Genomic DNA, 20,367 nt, shown 5'->3' on the forward strand with positions numbered 1-20,367 from the left:
AGAAAGCTGATTGCCGGAATATATCTGACAATCAGCTTTTTAGTTAGATGTTATCACTAGCTTTTTTTTGGTGGATACAATCTGATTTGTTAAATTGTGTTAAGAGTCATTAAGTTGGATATATATTTTGTCTGTGAATAGTACAGTTAAGTATAGGATGTTTTGTTAAAGTAAGCACCATATTACAATCTGAGAGTCAGTCATTACAGGATCTAGTTCATACCCCAGTCATTGAGTAACCATAAAATCTACGACGATGGAAACACCTTCTACAATTGTATGTTTGAAATTCGAGAATTTGAATAATGAGAATGATTATATAACGTGATGTTGATGCATTGAATTAGTATATGTGTATATCCCATACTGATAGCGGTTGTTTAATAAGTGTGTTTCTTTTTCATACACCCTTTTGAATGTTTTAATACCCTACATATGACAATCACATCATCATTTTCGGCAATCAATAATTGTTTCCCTTAAAAGTCTGGTTTATCAGCTGAAGCATGATTTTTTTTCAGATGCTTAAACTTTGTTCGTTATGTCATCCACAGAATTCAATACACTACTACTGGGAAATGCTGATTTCCTGAGACCGTACGCTGTTACGCTTACAAAGGACACTGAATCAGCAAAGGACCTCTACCAGGAAACCCTTTTCCGTGCGCTGGCCAACCGGGACAAATACCTGGCCGGTACCAACATCCGCGCATGGCTTTACACTATCATGCGTAATATCTTTATCAATAACTACAGGCGTGGTAACCGGCAATTCCGTTTGCTGGATAATTCTGCAGGAGAATTCCTGTTGCATCAGCAACAACCTGTTATTGGAAATGGTGCAGAAACAAATCTGCGCATTAAAGATGTTCACATGGCAGTATATAATCTGCCTGTAATATTTAAACAGCCTTTCATGCTTTATTTTGAAGGATATAAATACTTCGAAATAGCCGCCATGCTCAATGAGCCGCTGGGTACGGTGAAGAGCCGCATCCACTTTGCACGTAAGATGCTGAAATCACGGATTGCAAGATATTGACCGATCTTTTGTATTTTTACGCCTTCCCAATTTAATTTTTTATTCCACCAGTTCCTGGTGGAGGTCAGGAATTTTAATTATAATAATGAAGGCAAATTATTTAGATGAATTGAATGAGCGGCAACGCGAAGCGGTAGAACATATTAAAGGTCCGCTGATGATTGTTGCTGGTGCTGGTTCCGGTAAAACGAAAGTGCTGACAATGAGAATTGCACACTTGTTACGTAATGGTGTGGATGCTTTTAATATACTATCACTAACGTTTACTAATAAGGCTGCCCGTGAAATGAAGGAACGTGTGGAAAAGATCCTTGGAGGATCAGAAGCCCGTAACTTATACATAGGTACCTTTCACTCCGTATTTGCCCGCCTGCTGAGGGCTGAAGCCCATCGCCTCGGTTACCCCAACGACTTCACCATTTATGATTCAGATGATGCCAAAAGTGTATTGAGAACAATCATCAATGAGCAGAATCTGGACGATAAACACTACAAACCTAACTTAGTATACAACCGTATTTCTGCTGCTAAAAACAGCCTGATGGGACCTGAAGAATACCAGGTAGACTACGGTGTACAACAGGAAGACATGCGTGCAAACAGACCTATGGTAGGTAAACTGTACGACATGTACGCCAAACGCTGTTTCAAAAACGGCGCTATGGACTTCGATGATCTGTTGTACAAGATGTACATATTGCTGAAAGGCTTTCCTGAAGTATTACACAAATACCAGCACAAGTTTAAATACATTATGATCGATGAGTACCAGGATACGAATCCCGCACAGTACGAGATCATTAAGTTACTGGGTGCTGCACACGAAAATATCTGCGTAGTGGGAGATGATGCACAAAGTATCTATTCTTTCCGCGGTGCTACCATCGAAAATATCCTGCAGTTTGAAAAGGATTATGATGATGCAAAAGTTGTGAAGCTGGAACAGAACTACAGAAGTACAAAGTCTATTCTTAATGTGGCCAATGAAGTAATCGGCAACAATAAAGGACAGATAGAAAAAAACCTGTGGACTGATAACGGCGAGGGAGAAAAGATCAAACTTGTGCGTACCATGACGGACAACGAGGAAGGTAAATTCGTAGCAGAAACTATTGCGGAGCAACGCCTGCGCAATCACTATGCTAACAAAGATTTTGCTATCCTTTACCGTACCAATGCACAGAGCCGCTCTTTTGAAGAAAGCCTTCGTAAAAAAGCAATTCCTTACCGCATCTTTGGTGGTACCTCTTTCTATCAGCGTAAGGAAATCAAAGACTTTGTGGCGTACCTGCGCATCACAATGAATACACAGGATGAAGAAAGTCTGAAACGTATTATCAATTACCCGGTGCGTGGTATTGGTAAAACAACGATAGAAAAAGTGGTGGTGTTAGCGAATGATCATAACATTACCATGTGGCAGGTGCTGGAAAGAGCCCGTGAATTTGGTTTTAAAGCAGGTACACTGGAAGCGATTGAAAGCTTTGTGATAATGATCAGCAGCTTCCACGCCATGCTGGGCAAACACAATGCTTACGATATTGCTTTGCAGGTGGGTAAATCTACTAACCTGGTAAAGGAACTATTCAACGACAAAACTACGGAAGGGCTGGCCCGGTATGAGAATATACAGGAGCTGCTCAACTCAATAAAAGAATTTACAGAAACACCTACTGAAGACGGAGAACTGCTGGAGAAAACATTAGGTACTTACCTGCAACAGATTACCCTGCTGACAGATGCGGATAAGGGTGGTGAAGAGAGCAGTGATGTAGTATGTCTGATGACTATTCACGCTGCGAAAGGACTGGAGTTTCCGGTAGTGTTTACCGTAGGACTGGAAGAAAGTTTATTCCCAAGTGGGATGTCTATCAATTCCAGGGAAGAACTGGAGGAGGAACGCCGCCTGTTTTATGTGGCCATTACCCGTGCAAAAGCACGTTTGTGGCTGACATATGCCAATAGCCGTTATCGCTTTGGACAACTGGTGAATAATGAGTCCAGCCGTTTCCTGGAAGAAATGCCTGAGAAGTACATAGACCGCAGTTATGCCGGTGGAGGATCTGTAAGGAACTCTCCTGGTAGTGGCTTATGGGGCAACAGCAGCACTGGTGGCGGTGGTGGAAATATGTTCGACAAAATGCAGAAGAAAGCGCCGGCACCGGCAGCATCTCCGCGTCCTATGGCAAAACCCGCAGGAACAGCAGGACCCGCCAGTACACATGTGCCTTCGCCAAACTTTACACCGGATGACCCGGCATTGATGGAAGCAGGTATGGAAGTAGAGCATCAGAAGTTTGGGTTTGGCACCATCCTGCAAATGGAAGGGGCGCCTAATAACCGTATTGCCAATGTGGTATTCCCCAAAGGAGGCGGTGAAAAGAAGATCATGCTGAATTATGCCCGTTTAATGATTGTAAAAAAATAATTAAGGCACAAATAGAAAAAGGAAGAGGCCACGGTCTCTTCCTTTTTGTTTTATATATGAGTAGTTCGTACATAGCAAAATTACAGCACTATTGTGCCTATCAGGAGCGTAGCCATAGCGAAGTGAAATACAAATGCCTGGAGCTGGGACTTAGAGGAGAGGAAGTAGACGAAGCGATAGCAGCGCTGGTATCTGAGAACTTCCTGAATGAGGAACGCTTTGCCAGGGCCTTTGTGGGTGGGAAATTCCGGTCTAAACAATGGGGGCGTAAAAAGATATTGGCGGAATTAAAGCAGCGGCAGGTATCTGCTTACTGCATTAAAAAGGGGATGGAAGAGATAGATGCCGATGATTATGAGCAGGCATTGACCACGCTGGCTACTAAGAAATATGAGTCGCTGAGAGGGGAAGAGTCGTTCAAAAGGAAGTACAAAGTGGTGCAGTACCTGATGCAAAAAGGGTATGAACCAGAGCTTGCACAGCCAATAGTTGAACAAATCGCAAAAGACGCTGCATAATTTTAAAAGTTTCTAAGCCAAGTCGTCGTAAATTTATGGGCTTTCTTTTTTATTAATCGATAGATATTTATGTCAGATCTGAAGGTTACACTCATCCAGGCCAACTTACATTGGGAAGACATCGCAGCTAATCTGCGCATGTTCGACGAAAAGATTGATGCCATTACTGAACGTACAGAAGTAGTTGTATTACCGGAAATGTTCAGCACCGGTTTCAGCATGAAGCCTGAGACGCTGGCTGAAACAATGGAAGGCAGTGCCGTACAATGGATGAGGAAGAAGGCTGCCGAGAAGAATATCATCCTTACAGGAAGTCTGATTATTGAGGAGAACGGGGAATACCTGAATCGCCTGATCTGGATGCAGCCCAATGGTGTAGCGGGAACTTATGACAAGCGCCACCTGTTCGGGTATGCCGGTGAACATGAGCATTATCATGCAGGCGATCGCCGCCTGATAGCACAGGTGAAGGGCTGGAAGATATGTCTGACCATCTGTTACGACCTGCGTTTCCCTGTATGGTCACGTAATGTGATTACTCCGGAGACAGGGGCTCCTGCTTACGATGTACTCATCAATGTGGCTAACTGGCCGGAAAGGCGCAGTATTGCCTGGAAGACGCTGTTACAGGCGCGTGCCATTGAAAACCAGTGTTACATGATTGGTGTGAACAGAGTGGGCAATGATGGTAATGAGATTTACCATAGCGGTGACAGCAGCCTGATAGACCCAATGGGAGAGATCATTTACCGCAAGGGACATGATGAAGATATTTTTACTACTACACTCGAACGTACCAAGCTGGATGAGATAAGGAAGAACATTCCTTTCCTGAAAGATGCAGATAAATTCCAGGTATTTTAATGTTAAAGCATATTCATCATATTGCCGTAATCTGTTCTGATTACGAACGAAGCAAATTATTCTATACAGAGGTACTGGGCCTGGAAATCATTCGTGAAGTGTACCGGCTGGAACGGAAATCATATAAGCTTGACCTGGCACTGGAAGGGCAATATATCATTGAGTTGTTTTCTTTTCCGGACCCACCACCACGCGCCAGTGGTCCGGAAGCACGCGGATTGCGTCACCTCGCTTTTGCTGTTGACAATATTGATCAGTCAGTAGCAGAATTGAACGCCCACGGGGTAGTAACCGAACCTATACGTATAGACCCATACACAGGTAAACGGTTCACCTTTTTTACAGACCCTGATGCATTACCGCTGGAATTGTACGAATTGTAAAGCTGCCGATAAAAACATTGCCAAATGCTGAGTGCGTATCTGAATGCTACCATTTTTACAGGAGAGACATTATTCTATGCACATGCTGTACTGAAAGAGAACGGCCGGATAACCGGTGTTGTTCCTGTTGAGGAGGTGCCGTCTCATGCAACTGTTATCGATCTGCAAGGAGATATATTAGCGCCTGCTTTGATTGACCTGCAGATTTATGGGGGTAATGGCGGATTGTTCCCATTACATCCGAATGTGGAGACCTTACAAGCTATGTATGCCTATTGTAAGAGTGGAGGGGCTGCTTACTTTATGCCTACGATCCCTACCATGTCTTTTGAAGTGATGCTGCAGGCAATACAGGCGGTAAAGGATTATTGGAAGCAGGGTGGTGAAGGTGTACTGGGATTACACCTGGAAGGCCCGTTTATCAATAATGAGAAGAGAGGAGCGCACTTAACAAAATTCATAAAATCACCTACGAAAGAAGATATAGACCTGTTACTGCAACATGGACAGGGGATTATAAAAATGATGACGCTGGCTCCGGAGTGCTGCGATCCTGTATTGGTGAAGCGATTGCAGGATGCCGGAATACTGATCTCGGCAGGGCATAGCAATGGTACCTATGAACAGTTATACCAGTCGTTTGAGAACGGAATCACTACCTGTACACACCTGTTCAATGCCATGTCTCCATTGCAAAGCAGGGCACCGGGTTTCGTGGGCGCCATTTATGACCATCCACGGGTAAGTTCCAGTATAGTGGTTGACGGTATTCATGTTGATTTCAATGCGGTACGGATCAGTAAAAAGATCATGGGACCCCGCCTGTTCCTGATCACCGATGCTGTGGAAGAAGGACCAGGTGATTATGTCTATGTGAAAGAGCCGGACCGTTATGTAAATGCACAGGGAGTATTAGCCGGTTCCCGGCTTACTATGTTGCAGGCGGTGAGAAATTGTATTGATAAAGTAGGGATAGATGCAGAGGAAGCGTTGCGGATGGGATCTGCTTATCCTGCTACGCTGGCCGGTTTGGGCAGGGAACTGGGGTATATTGCTACCGGTTACCGCGCCAGTATGATAGTGGTGGATAAACAATGGCAGCTTAAACAGCTGATAACTGCATAGTTACATGAATCGGTTCTCATAATTGTTTATTGGGTTATCTTAGCAGTTTCAACCGGTAATTTCATGGATGTAGTTCGCTATTTCACAAAGCATCATTATAAACGTCTTTTCCTGCTGGCCTGGTTAATCCTGGGGCTTCTCCAGGCATATTATACACAGTTAATGGACGATGAAGCGTACTACTGGGTATATTCCCGTCATCTCGACTGGGGCTATTTTGATCACCCGCCAATGGTGGCACTACTGATAAAAATAGGTTACGGGTTGTTTCATAATGAGTTTGGGGTACGTGTTTGCATGGTGATCCTGAGCTTCTTTACACTGCTTATTACTGATAAACTGATAGCACGCCGGGATAACCGGATTTTTTATCTCCTCTTGTGTTCCATGGGGGCTATGCAGATAGGTGGTATGCTGGCCGTACCAGATGTGCCTCTTCTCTTTTTTGCAGCACTTTACTTTTTAATATACCGTTCCTTTCTTGAACAACAGAGCTGGAAGAATACATTCCTGCTGGCTTTGAGCATGGCACTGATGTTCTACAGTAAGTACCATGGTATTTTACTGGTAGCCTTCACGGTTATTTCCAACCTTAATCTCTTAAGGGTATTTAAATTTTATATCGCTGTTATTGTCACAGCTATTTTATTCCTGCCGCATATTTACTGGCAGTATGCACATGGATTCCCTTCTTTACAATATCACCTGGTAGAGCGTAATGCCGCCGCTTATGAGATTGGTTTTACCGCCGAGTATATATTAGGGCAGTTATTGTTGTTTGGTCCGATAGCGGGATGGCTGATTCTATATTATGCTTTTGTATGTCCTATACAAAGTGCATTTGAACGTAGTCTGAAATTCTCTGCTATTGGTGTCCTCGTATTCTTCCTGCTGAGTAGTTATAAGGGTAGGGTAGAGGCTAACTGGACGGTGATGCTTTTTACACCCGTGTTCGTGTTGGCGCATCAGTCTATTTTCCGTAGGCGGAGATCTATTACCCCATTGAAATATTTTGCATTTTTTACCTTACTGCTTATAACGGTAGCGAGGGTATATATGGTGTGGGATTTTGCACCGGGTGTGACTATACGCCCTGAGATCCATCACAACAGAAACTGGGCATTAGCCCTGCAGGAGAAAGCAGCGGGTAGGCCGGTGGTGTTTCTGAACTCTTACCAGTTGCCTTCCAAGTATATGTTTTATAGTGATAACGGGATTTCTTATAGTGTTAACAGTCGTTTTTCCAGGCGTAATCAATATAATTACTGGGATACGGAAAAACAGTTATGGGGGAAGCCTGTGATGATCGTTACTGCTCCCTGGGATCATTTCAATTTACCTGTAACAGGGACTATTCAGACAGATAAGGGACCCTGGATTTACTTTATGCAGGACCATTATTACTCTTATTCCCTTATCCAGTTAATACCTGCAATGACAGAGGTGAAGACGAAGGCAGGGGCGCATATGACATTCGTCCTTCAGTTAAAGAATGGATATAGAGGTCCTGTTCCGGCGGATAGTGGAATATTGGGTTATGGATTTATGCATAATGGGGGAGAGATACCAGCGGTGAAATCCGACTTAACGCTTGGGAAGGCTATTGAAAGACGAATTAACAAGATAGAAGTAGTAATGCCGGATGAACCGGGAATTTATCAGTTGAAGTTTTGTGTGTTTGCCGGGATGTTAACACCGACGCATAATAGTCCGACGGTGAAAGTAATTGTAGAATAGGATAACAACGATATTAAAAAGGAGGCTGTCATATACTATGACAGCCTCCTTTTTTTATTGTTCAAAGGCATTCCAGCCCTGAGCTACCAGTTTATATTTATTACCGCCTTTGGTGATGATATGAGCACCCTCACTGATATCCGCCATGTAGCCTATTACACTGATTTGTTCGGACAGTACTATTTTATCGTAGTCTTCCTGTTTCATGGTGAAGAGCAGTTCGTAATCTTCGCCACCGCTTAATGCGCAGGCAGTAGGATCCAGGCTGAATTTCAATGCAGCTTCTTTTGTTTCTCCTGCGATAGGGATTTTCTCTTCATATAATACGCATCCCAGGTTGCTCTGTTTGCAGATGTGCAGTATTTCTGAGCTGAGTCCATCGCTGATATCCATCATAGCGGTAGGATGGATTTCCTGTTTTTGCAGGTATTCGATGATATCCTTGCGGGCTTCCGGTTTTAACTGACGGCCTATTACGTAGGTCTGGTTTTCCAGATCTGGCTGTAACTGAGGAGCTTCCAGGTAAATCTGTTTTTCTCTTTCCAGCAGGGTAAGGCCCAGGAAAGCAGCGCCAAGGTCTCCGGAAACGCAGAGCAGGTCGCCCTTCTGGGCAGTGGAGCGTTTCACGAATTTGTCCGGGGCTACTTCTCCCAGCGCGGTTACGCTGATAACGAAACCTTTTTTGGAAGAGGTGGTATCGCCACCTATCAGGTCTACCCCGTATTTCTCGCAGGCAGCATACACACCTTCGTAGAATTCGCTGAGAGCTTCTACAGAAAAGCGGTTGCTGAAAGCAATGCTCATGGTGATCTGTGTAGGGGTAGCGTTCATAGCGTAGATGTCGGAGAGGTTCACTACTACTGATTTATAGCCCAGGTGTTTGAGGGGCGTATACATCAGGTCAAAGTGGATACCTTCTACCAGCATATCCGTGGTAACCACCGTCTGGCGGCCGAAATGATCTATTACGGCAGCATCGTCGCCTACACCAAGAACGGTGCTGGCCTGCTGAATTTCTATATTTTTAGTTAGTAGTTCTATCAGACCAAATTCCCCCAGGGATTCGATCTCGGTTCTTTCCTCGCTCATATTAATTAGTATTTTCCGTTTACAGCATCCACCAGTGAAGCATGGATGTTGCCGTTTGTTGCAATCAGTTTTTTCTGGTAGGGTGAATAACGTGTGCCGGTAAAGTCAGTTACTTTTCCACCAGCTTCTTCCACGATAATAAATCCGGCAGCAGCGTCCCAGGCGTTGAGGCTATGTTCATAAAAGCCGTCGAAACGTCCGCAGGCTACCCAGCAGAGATCTATAGCGGCGGAGCCTAAGCGGCGTACCGGCAGGCCCTGTTTTATAAAATGTTCAAATACCTGTATGGGGTTGTTGGCAGAATCTTCCCATTGGTAGGGAAAACCTGTTACCAGACAGGCGCTGGCCAGTGACGGTTTTTTAGATACATGGATGGGCTTGTCATTGAGGGTGGCCCCTTTTCCCTTTTCAGCAAAGAAGAATTCGTTCATAAAAGGGTTGTATACCGCTCCCATGATGATTTCTCCATCCTGTTCCACTCCTATAGATACGCAGCAGATGGGAATGCCATGTGCAAAGTTGACGGTACCATCCAGGGGATCTATGATCCATTTCACATTGGAAGTGGTGGCTATCTCACCGGACTCCTCACTTAGAATAAAGTGGTCCGGGTAAGTTTCCCTTATCACACTGAAAATGGCAGTCTCAGCCCCTTTGTCTGCTTCCGTTACCAGGTCATTGATTGTACTTTTGCTGCTGATCTCAAAAGCACCATTAAAGTATTGCTGTAATATTTTACCACCGGCATATGTCGCCTTGAGTAGGGTTGCCTTTAACATTTGGCAAAGGTACGCGGGAATTTTTTTTCTGCCCATATCGTTTTTAGTAATATGTTTGCAGAGAGGTTTCCGGAGGGACAAAGGAAACCTTTATATTCTGGCCGCCGCAATCCAAAATTCGGCGTATTTTTGCAATTCATATCATAAATGAGAAGGTAAATTAATGGCCATTTTAGGTAATCTTATATCGAGGTCGCTACGCATCAGGAAGAAATTCACATTCAAGTTAGGTACGCCTCGTCAATACCAGCTTCAGGTATTGCATCGTCTGCTTGCGAAGGCAAAAGATACGCAGTTTGGTCAACACTACAACTTTCAGGAAATACTTGACAGCCCCAGCGTTATAGCGCAATATAAAGCTACAGTTCCTGTGCATAATTATAATAAGATGCACGGAGAATGGTGGTACAAGGCCCTGGAAGGCCAGGCCAATGTCAGCTGGCCGGAAAAGATCAAATACTTTGCATTAAGCTCGGGTACTTCAGAATCGGCCAGTAAACATATACCGGTTACCCGGGATATGTTGAAGACGGTAAAGAAGGTGGGTATCAAGCAGTTATATTCCATGGCGAACTTTGACGTGCCGCCTAAATCTTTTACAAAGGGTATCCTCATGCTGGGTGGTACCACTGCTTTGTATGAGAAGGGCGACTACTATGAGGGAGACATGAGTGGCATACAGGCCAAGAACATTCCCCGTTGGTTCCGTCGCTTTTACAAGCCCGGAGGTAACATTTCCAGGAAACCGGATTGGGAACAGCGTATCAAGCTGATTGTGCGTAAGGCGCCACAATGGGATGTGGGCACCGTTTGTGGTGTACCTGCCTGGGTGCAGATCGTGCTGGCGGAGATCATTAAATACCATGGGGTAAAGGATATTCATGAGATATGGCCGAACCTGGCTGTATATATTCATGGCGGGGTTTCTTTTGAGCCTTACCGGGATAGTTTTAAGAAGCTGCTGGGTAAACCTATCAACTTCATTGAAACTTACATGGCATCTGAAGGGTCTTTCGGGTTCCAGGCAAGACCGGGTGTGAGAGGTATCAAACTGGTACTGAACGCTGGTATCTTCTTTGAATTCATTCCTTTTAATGAGGAGAATTTTGATACAGAAGGAGAGGTGAAGCCTAATCCGAAGTCATACATGATTCATGAGGTGGTAGAAGATGTGGAGTATGCAGTGATGCTGTCTACCTGTGCAGGTGCATGGCGTTACCTGATTGGTGACGTGGTGAAGTTTACTTCCGTGAAAGAACATGAGATCGTGATAGTGGGTCGTACCAAACAGTTCCTGAGCTTATGCGGGGAGCATATGAGTATCGATAACATGAACACGGCGATTGATATGGTGCAGAAGAAACTGGGCATTACTGTTACTGAGTTTACTGTAGCTGGTTTCTCTTATGAGAACCTGTTTGCACATCGCTGGTACATTGGTACAAATGATGTGAATGTAGACGGTAACCGTGTGCGTGAGATCATAGATCAGGCGTTGTGTGAAGTGAATGATGATTATGCTGTTGAAAGGACTGCTGCACTAAAGGAAGTGTTTGTTGAAATACTGCCGCACGATTCATTTATCGAATACCTGCGTGGTAAAGGTAAAGAGGGCGCGATGAATAAATTCCCAAGGGTGATGAAGGGTGAGAAGCTGAAAGACTGGGAGAAGTTTTTAGGCGTTAAGTCAGTTTAAGCATTCATTAACGATTTTAATATAAAAAGAGGGGTAACTTCAGCAATTAAGTTACCCTTTATTTTTGGATGGTTGTCAATACCTGGAATTTTGTAACGCATGACAGCAGCAATTGTAGCGGGACTCGTGTTAGGATTATTCCTCTCCATATCGGTAGGCCCTGTAATCTTCGCCATTATTAAGTATAGTATCAATAACGGTTTTAAGGCTGGTATCAGTTTCGCATTTGGAGTATCCTGCAGTGATATTATGTTTGTGTTGACGGGTAACCTGGCTACTTCATTTATATCACGTCTGGAAGAGTATAAACAGTATATAGGGATTGGTGGTGGAGGATTGCTGATAGGCATGGGCATTTACGGCCTGTTGTTTAAGAAGGTAAAGATCAGTACAGGTGATGAGAAGCCGGAGATGTTCCGTACGCATGATTATCTGAAGATATGGCTGGCGGGTTTTCTGATGAATACCTTAAACCCGGGGGTTATTATTTTCTGGCTGGGAGTATGTGTAGCGAACAGTGCTACTCCGGTTAGTCACCGGTTGATTATGTATACGGTTTGCCTGGGCTGGGTGCTTTCTACGGATGTATTGAAGGTGTTTGTAGCGGATAAGATCCGTCATAAACTAACGTTGAATAATGTGGTATGGCTGAATAAAATTGCAGGGGTGAGTATGATTATATTCGGAGTGGTATTGTTATACAAGGTGCTGTTTGATGTGGGACATATAGGGCATTAACAACAAGATATTATATAAATAAAAGCGGAGCAGGTTAACCCTGCTCCGCTTTTTTATTATTGGTGGTTTGGTATGCTTATTTGATCGTCCAGGTTTCGCGGCCAGCCAGCAGTTTGTCCAGGTTGCCTGGTCCCTTCTGAGCGGTTGCTTCCTGTACCTGGAAGTTCAGCTGATCTTCGTAGGTAGGACGGAAAGCCTGGTAGAATACGCCGAACGGACGTGGTAAGTGACCTTCGATACGCGGATCATCGAACAGGCGGGTAAGCAGCTGTGCTTTGTAGAAGTCGTTCTCGTCATGAATCCAGAGATCATCGGCACTGTATTCTCCACCCAACTCTACTACAACTGGTCTTAAACCATCTAAACGGATACCTTTGTTCTTCTGAGCACCAAAGATCAATGGCTGACCCTGTTCAACAAAGATGGCTTCCTCAGGTTTGCTGCCTTTTTCTGTGAATATTTCAAAAGCACCATCATTAAAGATGTTACAGTTCTGGTATATTTCCAGGAAGGAAGCGCCTTTATGTGCATGACTGCGTTTCAGCAGTTCCTGCAGGTGTTTAGGATCGCGATCCATACTACGGGCAATGAAAGTAGCATCAGCACCGAGGGCCAGGGCCAGCGGATTAAACGGATGGTCTATACTGCCGAATGGAGTGGACTTGGTCACTTTATTCTCTTCCGAAGTAGGAGAGTACTGTCCTTTTGTTAAACCATAGATCTGGTTATTGAACAGCATGATATTAAGATCAAAGTTACGGCGCAGCAGGTGGATGGTATGGTTACCACCGATAGACAGCCCGTCGCCATCACCGGTTACTACCCATACACTCAGTTCGGGGCGGGTAGCTTTTAAGCCGGAAGCTATTGCGGTGGCACGACCATGAATTGAGTGCATGCCATATGTATTCATATAATAAGGGAAACGTGAAGAACAACCGATTCCGGATACGATCACAATATTTTCCTTAGGAATGCCCAGTCCAGGCATGATAGTCTGTACCTGCTTTAATATAGAATAATCTCCGCACCCCGGACACCAGCGCACTTCCTGGTCCGTTGCAAAATCCTTCGCTGTTAACGCCTGCGGAGCTATAGTTGCTGTTGACATTTGTATATTTTATAATAAATAAGTTGTTATCGGATTGCAAAGTTACGAATTGTCTGCTGTTTGAAGGTTACGCAATCAGGAATACTTATGCCTGTTGTTGTAATGCCTCCCAATATTCAGCTGCTCTTCTGGTGTGAGGAATAACGATAGTCCCGCCTACAATGTTCGCTACTGCAAAGATTTCGTACATTTCTTCGGTAGTAATCCCCTGTTCATGACATTTCCCCAGGTGATATTTGATACAATCGTCGCAACGTAATACCATTGAGGACACCAGTCCCAGCATTTCCTTTACTTTGGTACTTAATGCACCTTCTGCATAAGTATTGGTATCCAGGTTAAACAGGCGGTTGATTACCTTATTCTGCTGACCCAGAATTACCTCATTCATTTTAGCCCGGTAATCATTAAATGCTTTTATCTCATCTGCCATTTTTATAATGTTTTCGCCCACTAAAGCTATGAAACCATTCGCAAATATAAATCAATCTACTGGTCAGGTAGACTATACATTAGTGTTAGATAGAATGGGGAATATTAAATAGTTGATTAATAGATGATTGTAAAGGAGCTGATAACCTGAGGTTATTGTTCATAACCAGAAGTGATGGCCAGGGCTATAAAAAGGAAAACCCCTTACGACGAGCGTAAGGGGCTTCTTTTAGTGCTATCAACTGGTTAGAATTTGAATGCAATGCTACCAACGAGGTTTCTTGGTTTCTGAGGATTCATTGAAGACCATCCTATCCAGTATTTCTGGTTAGTGAGGTTATCAAGCTTAGCACCAATTCTGAATTTAGGGGTATCATAAGATACGCTTGCATTCAGGACTGTAAATGCCGGCAGTATGAATACGCCCTGTGCATCACTGTTCACAATCTTGTTATCACTGGCGTAGTTACCACCAAATCCGAATGAAAGACCTTTTACCGCACCCTGTGATACGCGATAGTTTAACCACAGGTTAGCAGACATTGGTGCGTTTGCTGTAGCCGGGCGACGACCTTCATCCGTAGTTGCTTTCTCCAGTTTAGAGTCATTGTAAGCAAAACCTGCAACAACGCTAAAGCCCTGGAAAGGATTAGCAATTACTTCTGCTTCGAAGCCTGTGCTTGCCTGTGTTCCATCCTGAACTACATTATAGGCAGTAATCGGGTTCTGATCAGCTCCTGTATAAGAACGAACGACGTTTTTTACTTTGATGTTATAGTAACTTAAAGTACTTGTCAGTCTTCCACCAAACAGATCCATTTTAACACCACCTTCCAGCTGGTTAGCCTGTTCCGGCTTTAAGGTTTCATTCTTGTAGTTTTTACCATCTTTATTCTGGAATCCGTTCTGGTAGTTACCGAACAGGGATAATTTATCTTTCAGGACCTGGTAAACGATACCAAACTTAGGAGAGAGTGCTGTCTGGTCATAAGCACCTGTATGAGTACCGGTAGTTTTGTTGTAGTCTCCCTTGTTGTTATAATAATCAACACGAAGAGCTGCCTGTACCATTAAGTTGTCTGTGATATTAAATACATCTGAAGCGTAGGCACTGTAGGTATACCTTTGGTATACGTAAGGGTATTGGTAATTGTATGTAAGAGACTGGTATGTCTTATCTAAATTCGCACGGTTAAAATCATTATATGTTGGAATGTTACCATGAGAAGGGATGGCATCAAAATATGTAGCAGCAAATATCTGATCTGAATTCAGATAGAACACATCCAGGCCACCTACAAAGCGGTTTCTAAAGCGACCGATTTTAAAGTCACCAATGAAATTCTGCTGGAGTTCGGTAGTACTTACACGACTGTTATTGGTAGACTGATCATTACGCGATATTGAATCCCCAGCCATTAAATAGAAGTAAGGTCCTGCACCATTAGAAAAACTATTCGTATTAGAGAATACTGTCTGAGAGGTCCACTGATCAGAAATTTTGTAATTCATGGTAGCAAAGAAGTTCATGTTCCTTGATACCTGTGTGAGGTCTTTGCTGGCAAATAAGCGGTTATAATCAAGGTTCAGTTTATCTGCCCTGTCTGTGCCCAGTATCTGGCTCACAACTCCTGAGTAAGGGAAGAAGAAGAAAGGATTTCCGGTACCATAGTTATAAAAGTATTCAGCATCAAACTGGAATGTTAATTTGTCACTTGCTTTATAAGTGATGCTTGGTGCAACAGCCAGCGCTTTGTTAAAGCCATTGTCTGTGAAGCTGCCTTCATCTGTATAAGCAGTGTTCAGTCGGAATAACAGTGTTTTTGCAGAATCGAGAGGAGTATTGATATCTGCAAAAAAACGGTTGTATGAATAAGTGCCACCAGCATAGGATATTTCACCACCAAAATGATCGTAAGGTTTTTTAGTGATCCTGTTGATCAAACCACCATAAGAAGTTAAAGTACTTCCAAAGAGGGTTGCAGAGGGGCCTTTGATTACTTCTATGCTTTCTAAGTTAACAGCATCTATTTTAGAAGATACGTTACCGGTTACACCATTGCGCAGCAGGCTCTGTGTCACAAAACCACGTGAAGTATAATAAGCGCCACCATCACCACTACGGCCGGTTGCTTCCCACATTTTGGTAATACCCGGTGCATTTCTCATGGCATCATCAACGGTAAACACCATTTGCTGTGTGATCAGATCTTTCGTAATAGTGCTGTATACCTGTGGATTTTCGAGATTGCGTAAAGGTAGTTTGGAAACGTACTCACTGGATTTTTTTGCCAGTTTATTCTGGTTACCGGTGATAACGATTTCACCTAACTGTTTGCTTGAAACGGCCAGTTGAAAACTCTCGTTAATCGTTTTACCACTTTCAACTACGATATCTTTTGTTACGTTGGTGTAACCAGTCAGTGATACCACTACCTGGTAATTGCCGGCAGGAACGTTATGGAAAGAGAATGTACCGGAACCATCTGTAGTAGTAGCATATTTGGTACCCTGTAAGATTACGGCTACATCTGCGGCTGCTTTGCCATCAGAAGTAACTACTTTACCTTTGATAACACCGTTGTTATCTTCAAGGTCATTAGCTACGGCGGTAGCGAAGAAAGAAATAAATAAGCTGAATATCAGGATAATCGTTGGCCTTAAACTCCTCAGTATCATAAGTTGTGTTTTTGCGTGTGCAAAATTGGCACAATCTTACCCTGCTATTGCATCGTATCGGGAAATTGATTTACGCGATAAGGAATTATTTACCGGCCTGCTTCAGGAAATCCTTTAGTCCCAACACTATCTTATCAACCATCTGATGACGGAAACCCTCGTCCAGCACATGCATTTCATCTTCCGGATTGCTGAGGAACAAGGTTTCTATCAGCGCATCCGGGAATTCTGTAGGCTGGTTGAGGACAAAGTTGAAATTGGCGTTATTGCCGAAATCTCCAAGGCCGGCTTCCATCATGCGTTGATGAAGGTAGTAGTTGAGCGGCTGACAGAAAGGCCATTTGTAATAAGTAGCGGTGCCTTTTACGTCTATGGGATTTACGGATGAGTTCAGATGAATGCTGAGTAGTAAATCCGGATTTGCCTGCCGGTAGTAGTCGAGGCGGTCTTCGTTTGCTACAAATTTATCAGTAGTGCGGGTGGTGAGTACACGTACGCCTTCTTTTTCAAGCGCATCTTTCAGCAGCAGTACGATAGCCAGGGTCATCTGCTTTTCATAGATACCTACTGCACCAAGTGCTCCCACATTAGTGCCCCCGTGGCCGGCATCCAGTCCTATGGTAAGACCTTTCAATTCCAGTTTGGCAGGCGGGCGTTTGATCCGGATGGTGAGACGGCTGCTGTCGTAATAAAGCTGGTAACCCCAGGGCTGGCCATGTTTGAGAGAGATGACCATACGGAACACGTCTGGTTGCACCTGTTGCCAGTCAACCTGACTGATTTCCGCTGTACTGCCCATTTCAGGCACAAAGGCCGACTGATCTGAGTAAGCGCCATGTACATCTACAATTATTTTACCGGGGTTTACAGTTTGTGTAGTGAGGTAAGGCAGCTTTTCGGAGAGGCCCACAGAAACGTAATCGTACTTTGTATCGCTCCATACTTTTGCTTCATTCACTATGCTAAGTGGAATAGATTCCGGTAGTGTAGCAGTATCTACAAATGCTTCCGGAATGAAAGCATAATTTCCCCTGCTCAGTCTTACTTTGTAATAGTCGTCCTCTTTACCGGTGATATGCAGCAGTACATCTTTATCGAGGTAGCCTAATTTTTCCGGTCCCAGTCTGTCTCCTTCAGGAGAGTTATTGAGATAGGTGAGGTTATCGGTGGTACGGCCTGTGAGCAACTGGTTAAGCAGGCAGGTATAGTGAGTGGTTGTTTGTAAGGCAGTAGTATTGCCACTGCTATCTTTCAGGAAGATAGCGAGCCTGTCGTAGCGAAGGGAGTCTGTAGGTTTAATCACATAAAACCCTTCGTAGAAACCTGGTATGCCACCGCTTTGGGAAGGAGGTAATTCTTTTAACGGTGTATTGTTGATCCAGGTAGCCCGGCAGCCCGGAAAACCTTTGATTTTTATGCGTAGAGTATCTCCTGCAGAGAGCTGTACATCACCTTTTGGAGTGATGGTAGCATAGTCTATGCGGAAGGCACTTGTTACCTGTATGGGAGGTGGCGGATTAAAATAATAGTTGAGAGTCCGGATAGTCACTTTTCCTGCAGGATCAGTAACATGGATGGTCATGGTTGTCTGGCCTGGCTGCAGATCACGACGCAGGGCGAATACACCTGTTGGGTATACGTATACGCTTTCATTGTTCAACAGTACTTTACAGTCTTTACAGGTATGTCCTACCAGGTATTGCCTGGCGCTGCTGGTATTGATTTCTGTTTTTACCGGTTGGTGCATTTTTAAAAATGCCTGTGCATGCAATTGTGTCCCGGCAAATGTGCTTAGTAACAGTAGTAGTAATCGCCTCATAATCCTTGTCTACAGCAAATAAACGAAAAAATGCCATCTGTTGGTACAGGATGGCATTTTTAGCATGATAGAAAATAATATTTTACCAGATGTATTTATTCTCAGCGATCAGTTTATCAGCGATACGTCTGCGTGCTTCTTTGGTATTGTAAGAAGCCGCTTTGGTAAAGCGTTTGATACCAAGTAACATCATACGTTGTTCATCGCCTTCTGCAAATGAATTGATAGCATCTTTCGCATATTTGTTAATACGGTCTGCAGCATCTGTGATGTATGTACGAACGATATCAGCCTGTAATGCATTCGCGCTTTCACCTTCAATTTCTATTCTCTTCAGCAGGCGCAGTAAGGCGCTTTCCGCAACAAATGTTTCGATGGCCATGTCTGCAATATGCATCAGCAATTCCTGTTCGGAATCCAGTTTGGTCATGAATTTCTGTACAGCTGCACCCGCTACCAGCAGGATTGCTTTTTTGAAGTTGTTGACGAGTTTTCTTTCAGCACTGAAAGGTGTTTCATCATCGCTGCCGAAGTCTGGAATGCTCATGAGTTCTTTCATCACATTCATGGCAGGCGTCATGAGATCCAGTTTACCTTTCATGGCACGTTTCAGTGTCATGTCCAGTGTAAGCAGGCGATTGATTTCGTTGGTACCTTCAAAGATGCGGTTGATGCGGCTGTCGCGGTATGCTTTAGAGATAACATATTCATCGCTGAAACCGTTACCACCATGGATCTGAACACCTTCATCCACTACATAGTCCAGTACTTCAGAACCGTTTACTTTAAGGATGGCGCACTCTACGGCATATTCTTCCGCAGCACCTAATACTGCTTCATTGAATGGTTTGCCGGCAGCTACCAGTTCTTTTTCTTTTTCATCAATCAGCTGAGCTGTACGATAGAGGGCAGATTCGCATGTCCATGTACGGATAGCCATTTCTGCCAGTTTATGTTTGATAGCGCCGAAATTGGCGATCGGTTGTTTGAATTGTTCGCGGGTGGTAGCGTACTGAATAGCGATGGTGTTTACTTTTTTGGAAGCACCCAATGCTGCTGCACATAATTTCAGACGACCGATATTGAGGATGTTAAAGGCGATAAGGTGGCCTTTACCGATTTCTCCCAGTACGTTCTCTACAGGAACCGGTGTATCCTGGAAATAAATCTGACGGGTAGAAGAGCCTTTGATGCCCATCTTGTGTTCTTCGGCACCCAGGGTGAAACCGGGAGTGCCTTTCTCTACTATGAAGGCGGTGAATTTATCACCATCTATTTTAGCAAACACAGTGAACACATCGGCAAAGCCGGAATTGGTAATCCAGCATTTCTGTCCGTTCAGTAAGTAGGTCTTCCCATCAGCAGAAAGTTTGGCGGTGGTTTTAGCGCTTAGTGCATCTGAACCGGAGTTTGGTTCCGTGAGGGCGTAGGCACCTTTCATTTCACCGCTGCCCAGGGAAGGTATGTATTTCTGCTTTTGAGCTTCTGTACCAAAATATAATATGGGGAGAGAGCCTATACCTGTATGCGCAGCCATGGCTACGGAGAAGGAATGGCCTGCGCCCAGGGCTTCATTGATGAGAGTAGCGGTAACGAAATCTTTACCGAGTCCGCCGTATTCTTCCGGAAATGCAGCACCCAGTAATCCCTGTTCGCCTGCTTTTTCCAGTAAGGAAGGCATCAGACCTTCTTCCAGCTTATCTATACGTTCAAGTATGGGGGTCACTTCTTTGGATATGAACTGCTCAGCCATCTCCTTGATCATCCGCTGCTCTTCATTAAAATCTTCGGGTGTAAATACTTCATTTACAGCGCTTTCTTTGACAAGAAATTCTGCGCCTTTTAAAGTGGGTTTATTCTCTATGGTTGCGTCCATCGTGAAATTTTTAGTCTTACCGTAATTTACTTAGTTTAGGTCAAACGGCAA

Annotated in this window: 16 protein-coding genes; 9 read left to right on the forward strand and 7 right to left on the reverse strand. The window is 44.1% G+C overall.

What is annotated here, in order from left to right; all coding sequences use genetic code 11:
* Positions 1-541 precede the first annotated feature (541 nt).
* From BMW86_RS11770 to BMW86_RS11800, 7 genes are all read left to right on the forward strand, one after another.
* On the forward strand, positions 542-1,042 hold the full coding sequence (locus BMW86_RS11770) for an RNA polymerase sigma factor (RefSeq protein WP_089781962.1): 501 nt from the start codon (positions 542-544) through the stop codon (positions 1,040-1,042).
* Positions 1,043-1,127: 85 nt separating this feature from the next.
* A complete protein-coding gene (locus BMW86_RS11775) occupies positions 1,128-3,470 on the forward strand; it encodes an ATP-dependent helicase (protein ID WP_089781963.1) in 2,343 nt (780 codons plus the stop codon).
* 56 nt (positions 3,471-3,526) lie between these two features.
* Complete coding sequence (locus BMW86_RS11780) at positions 3,527-3,988, forward strand: regulatory protein RecX (protein WP_089781964.1); 462 nt, start codon at positions 3,527-3,529, stop codon at positions 3,986-3,988.
* 69 nt (positions 3,989-4,057) lie between these two features.
* Positions 4,058-4,852, forward strand: coding sequence for an amidohydrolase (locus BMW86_RS11785; protein ID WP_089781965.1), 795 nt, complete (start codon positions 4,058-4,060; stop codon positions 4,850-4,852).
* On the forward strand, positions 4,852-5,235 hold the full coding sequence (locus BMW86_RS11790; protein WP_089781966.1) for an SMU1112c/YaeR family gloxylase I-like metalloprotein: 384 nt from the start codon (positions 4,852-4,854) through the stop codon (positions 5,233-5,235). Before BMW86_RS11785 ends, BMW86_RS11790 begins: the two co-directional genes overlap by 1 nt.
* 24 nt (positions 5,236-5,259) lie before the next feature.
* On the forward strand, positions 5,260-6,360 hold the full coding sequence (gene nagA / locus BMW86_RS11795; protein ID WP_089781967.1) for an N-acetylglucosamine-6-phosphate deacetylase: 1,101 nt from the start codon (positions 5,260-5,262) through the stop codon (positions 6,358-6,360).
* 63 nt (positions 6,361-6,423) lie between these two features.
* Positions 6,424-8,097, forward strand: a complete 1,674-nt coding sequence (locus BMW86_RS11800; RefSeq protein WP_089781968.1) for an ArnT family glycosyltransferase — start codon at positions 6,424-6,426, stop codon at positions 8,095-8,097.
* A 54-nt stretch (positions 8,098-8,151) separates the two neighbouring features.
* Here the strand turns inward: BMW86_RS11800 and thiL are convergent, their stop codons facing one another.
* Positions 8,152-9,186 carry a thiamine-phosphate kinase gene (gene thiL / locus BMW86_RS11805; RefSeq protein ID WP_089781969.1) on the reverse strand — a complete coding sequence of 345 codons (1,035 nt, stop codon included), beginning with the start codon at positions 9,184-9,186 and terminating at the stop codon, positions 8,152-8,154.
* A gap of 5 nt (positions 9,187-9,191) precedes the next feature.
* Entirely contained in the window at positions 9,192-9,965 is a 774-nt protein-coding gene (locus BMW86_RS11810) for an inositol monophosphatase family protein (RefSeq protein ID WP_177189231.1), read from the reverse strand.
* 163 nt (positions 9,966-10,128) lie between these two features.
* On the opposite strand from BMW86_RS11810, the gene BMW86_RS11815 reads away from it, so the two are divergent.
* Positions 10,129-11,661 (forward strand): GH3 family acyl-acid amido synthetase, encoded by a 1,533-nt coding sequence (locus tag BMW86_RS11815; RefSeq protein WP_089781971.1) that lies wholly within the window; start codon positions 10,129-10,131, stop codon positions 11,659-11,661.
* A 99-nt stretch (positions 11,662-11,760) separates the two neighbouring features.
* A complete protein-coding gene (locus BMW86_RS11820; RefSeq protein WP_089781972.1) occupies positions 11,761-12,399 on the forward strand; it encodes a LysE family translocator in 639 nt (212 codons plus the stop codon).
* Between the two features lie 76 nt (positions 12,400-12,475).
* Here the strand turns inward: BMW86_RS11820 and BMW86_RS11825 are convergent, their stop codons facing one another.
* The 5 genes from BMW86_RS11825 to BMW86_RS11845 form a co-directional block, all read right to left on the reverse strand.
* The gene (locus tag BMW86_RS11825) at positions 12,476-13,510 is read right to left on the reverse strand and encodes a 2-oxoacid:ferredoxin oxidoreductase subunit beta (RefSeq protein WP_089781973.1); all 1,035 of its coding nucleotides are present in this window, start codon (positions 13,508-13,510) and stop codon (positions 12,476-12,478) included.
* 85 nt (positions 13,511-13,595) lie between these two features.
* Positions 13,596-13,943, reverse strand: coding sequence for a carboxymuconolactone decarboxylase family protein (locus tag BMW86_RS11830; protein ID WP_089781974.1), 348 nt, complete (start codon positions 13,941-13,943; stop codon positions 13,596-13,598).
* Positions 13,944-14,188: 245 nt separating this feature from the next.
* The gene (locus tag BMW86_RS11835) at positions 14,189-16,621 is read right to left on the reverse strand and encodes a TonB-dependent receptor (RefSeq protein ID WP_218149135.1); all 2,433 of its coding nucleotides are present in this window, start codon (positions 16,619-16,621) and stop codon (positions 14,189-14,191) included.
* 85 nt (positions 16,622-16,706) lie between these two features.
* Positions 16,707-18,440, reverse strand: coding sequence for an N-acetylmuramoyl-L-alanine amidase (locus BMW86_RS11840; protein WP_089781975.1), 1,734 nt, complete (start codon positions 18,438-18,440; stop codon positions 16,707-16,709).
* Between the two features lie 82 nt (positions 18,441-18,522).
* Positions 18,523-20,316, reverse strand: coding sequence for an acyl-CoA dehydrogenase family protein (locus BMW86_RS11845; RefSeq protein WP_089781976.1), 1,794 nt, complete (start codon positions 20,314-20,316; stop codon positions 18,523-18,525).
* Positions 20,317-20,367 lie beyond the last annotated feature (51 nt).

Origin of the sequence: Chitinophaga sp. YR573, from assembly GCF_900110995.1 — a bacterium.
Classification (GTDB): domain Bacteria; phylum Bacteroidota; class Bacteroidia; order Chitinophagales; family Chitinophagaceae; genus Chitinophaga.

Excerpts from the sequence above, each read along its gene's own strand:
- BMW86_RS11810 (WP_177189231.1), bottom strand. The coding sequence starts at position 9,965 with ATGTTAAAGGCAACCCTACTCAAGGCGACATATGCCGGTGGTAAAATA.
- BMW86_RS11815 (WP_089781971.1), top strand. The coding sequence starts at position 10,129 with ATGGCCATTTTAGGTAATCTTATATCGAGGTCGCTACGCATCAGGAAG.
- BMW86_RS11790 (WP_089781966.1), top strand. The coding sequence starts at position 4,852 with ATGTTAAAGCATATTCATCATATTGCCGTAATCTGTTCTGATTACGAA.
- BMW86_RS11845 (WP_089781976.1), bottom strand. The coding sequence starts at position 20,316 with ATGGACGCAACCATAGAGAATAAACCCACTTTAAAAGGCGCAGAATTT.
- BMW86_RS11830 (WP_089781974.1), bottom strand. The coding sequence starts at position 13,943 with ATGGCAGATGAGATAAAAGCATTTAATGATTACCGGGCTAAAATGAAT.
- BMW86_RS11800 (WP_089781968.1), top strand. The coding sequence starts at position 6,424 with ATGGATGTAGTTCGCTATTTCACAAAGCATCATTATAAACGTCTTTTC.
- BMW86_RS11835 (WP_218149135.1), bottom strand. The coding sequence starts at position 16,621 with ATGATACTGAGGAGTTTAAGGCCAACGATTATCCTGATATTCAGCTTA.
- BMW86_RS11840 (WP_089781975.1), bottom strand. The coding sequence starts at position 18,440 with ATGAGGCGATTACTACTACTGTTACTAAGCACATTTGCCGGGACACAA.
- BMW86_RS11775 (WP_089781963.1), top strand. The coding sequence starts at position 1,128 with ATGAAGGCAAATTATTTAGATGAATTGAATGAGCGGCAACGCGAAGCG.
- thiL (WP_089781969.1), bottom strand. The coding sequence starts at position 9,186 with ATGAGCGAGGAAAGAACCGAGATCGAATCCCTGGGGGAATTTGGTCTG.
- BMW86_RS11820 (WP_089781972.1), top strand. The coding sequence starts at position 11,761 with ATGACAGCAGCAATTGTAGCGGGACTCGTGTTAGGATTATTCCTCTCC.
- nagA (WP_089781967.1), top strand. The coding sequence starts at position 5,260 with ATGCTGAGTGCGTATCTGAATGCTACCATTTTTACAGGAGAGACATTA.
- BMW86_RS11780 (WP_089781964.1), top strand. The coding sequence starts at position 3,527 with ATGAGTAGTTCGTACATAGCAAAATTACAGCACTATTGTGCCTATCAG.
- BMW86_RS11785 (WP_089781965.1), top strand. The coding sequence starts at position 4,058 with ATGTCAGATCTGAAGGTTACACTCATCCAGGCCAACTTACATTGGGAA.
- BMW86_RS11770 (WP_089781962.1), top strand. The coding sequence starts at position 542 with ATGTCATCCACAGAATTCAATACACTACTACTGGGAAATGCTGATTTC.
- BMW86_RS11825 (WP_089781973.1), bottom strand. The coding sequence starts at position 13,510 with ATGTCAACAGCAACTATAGCTCCGCAGGCGTTAACAGCGAAGGATTTT.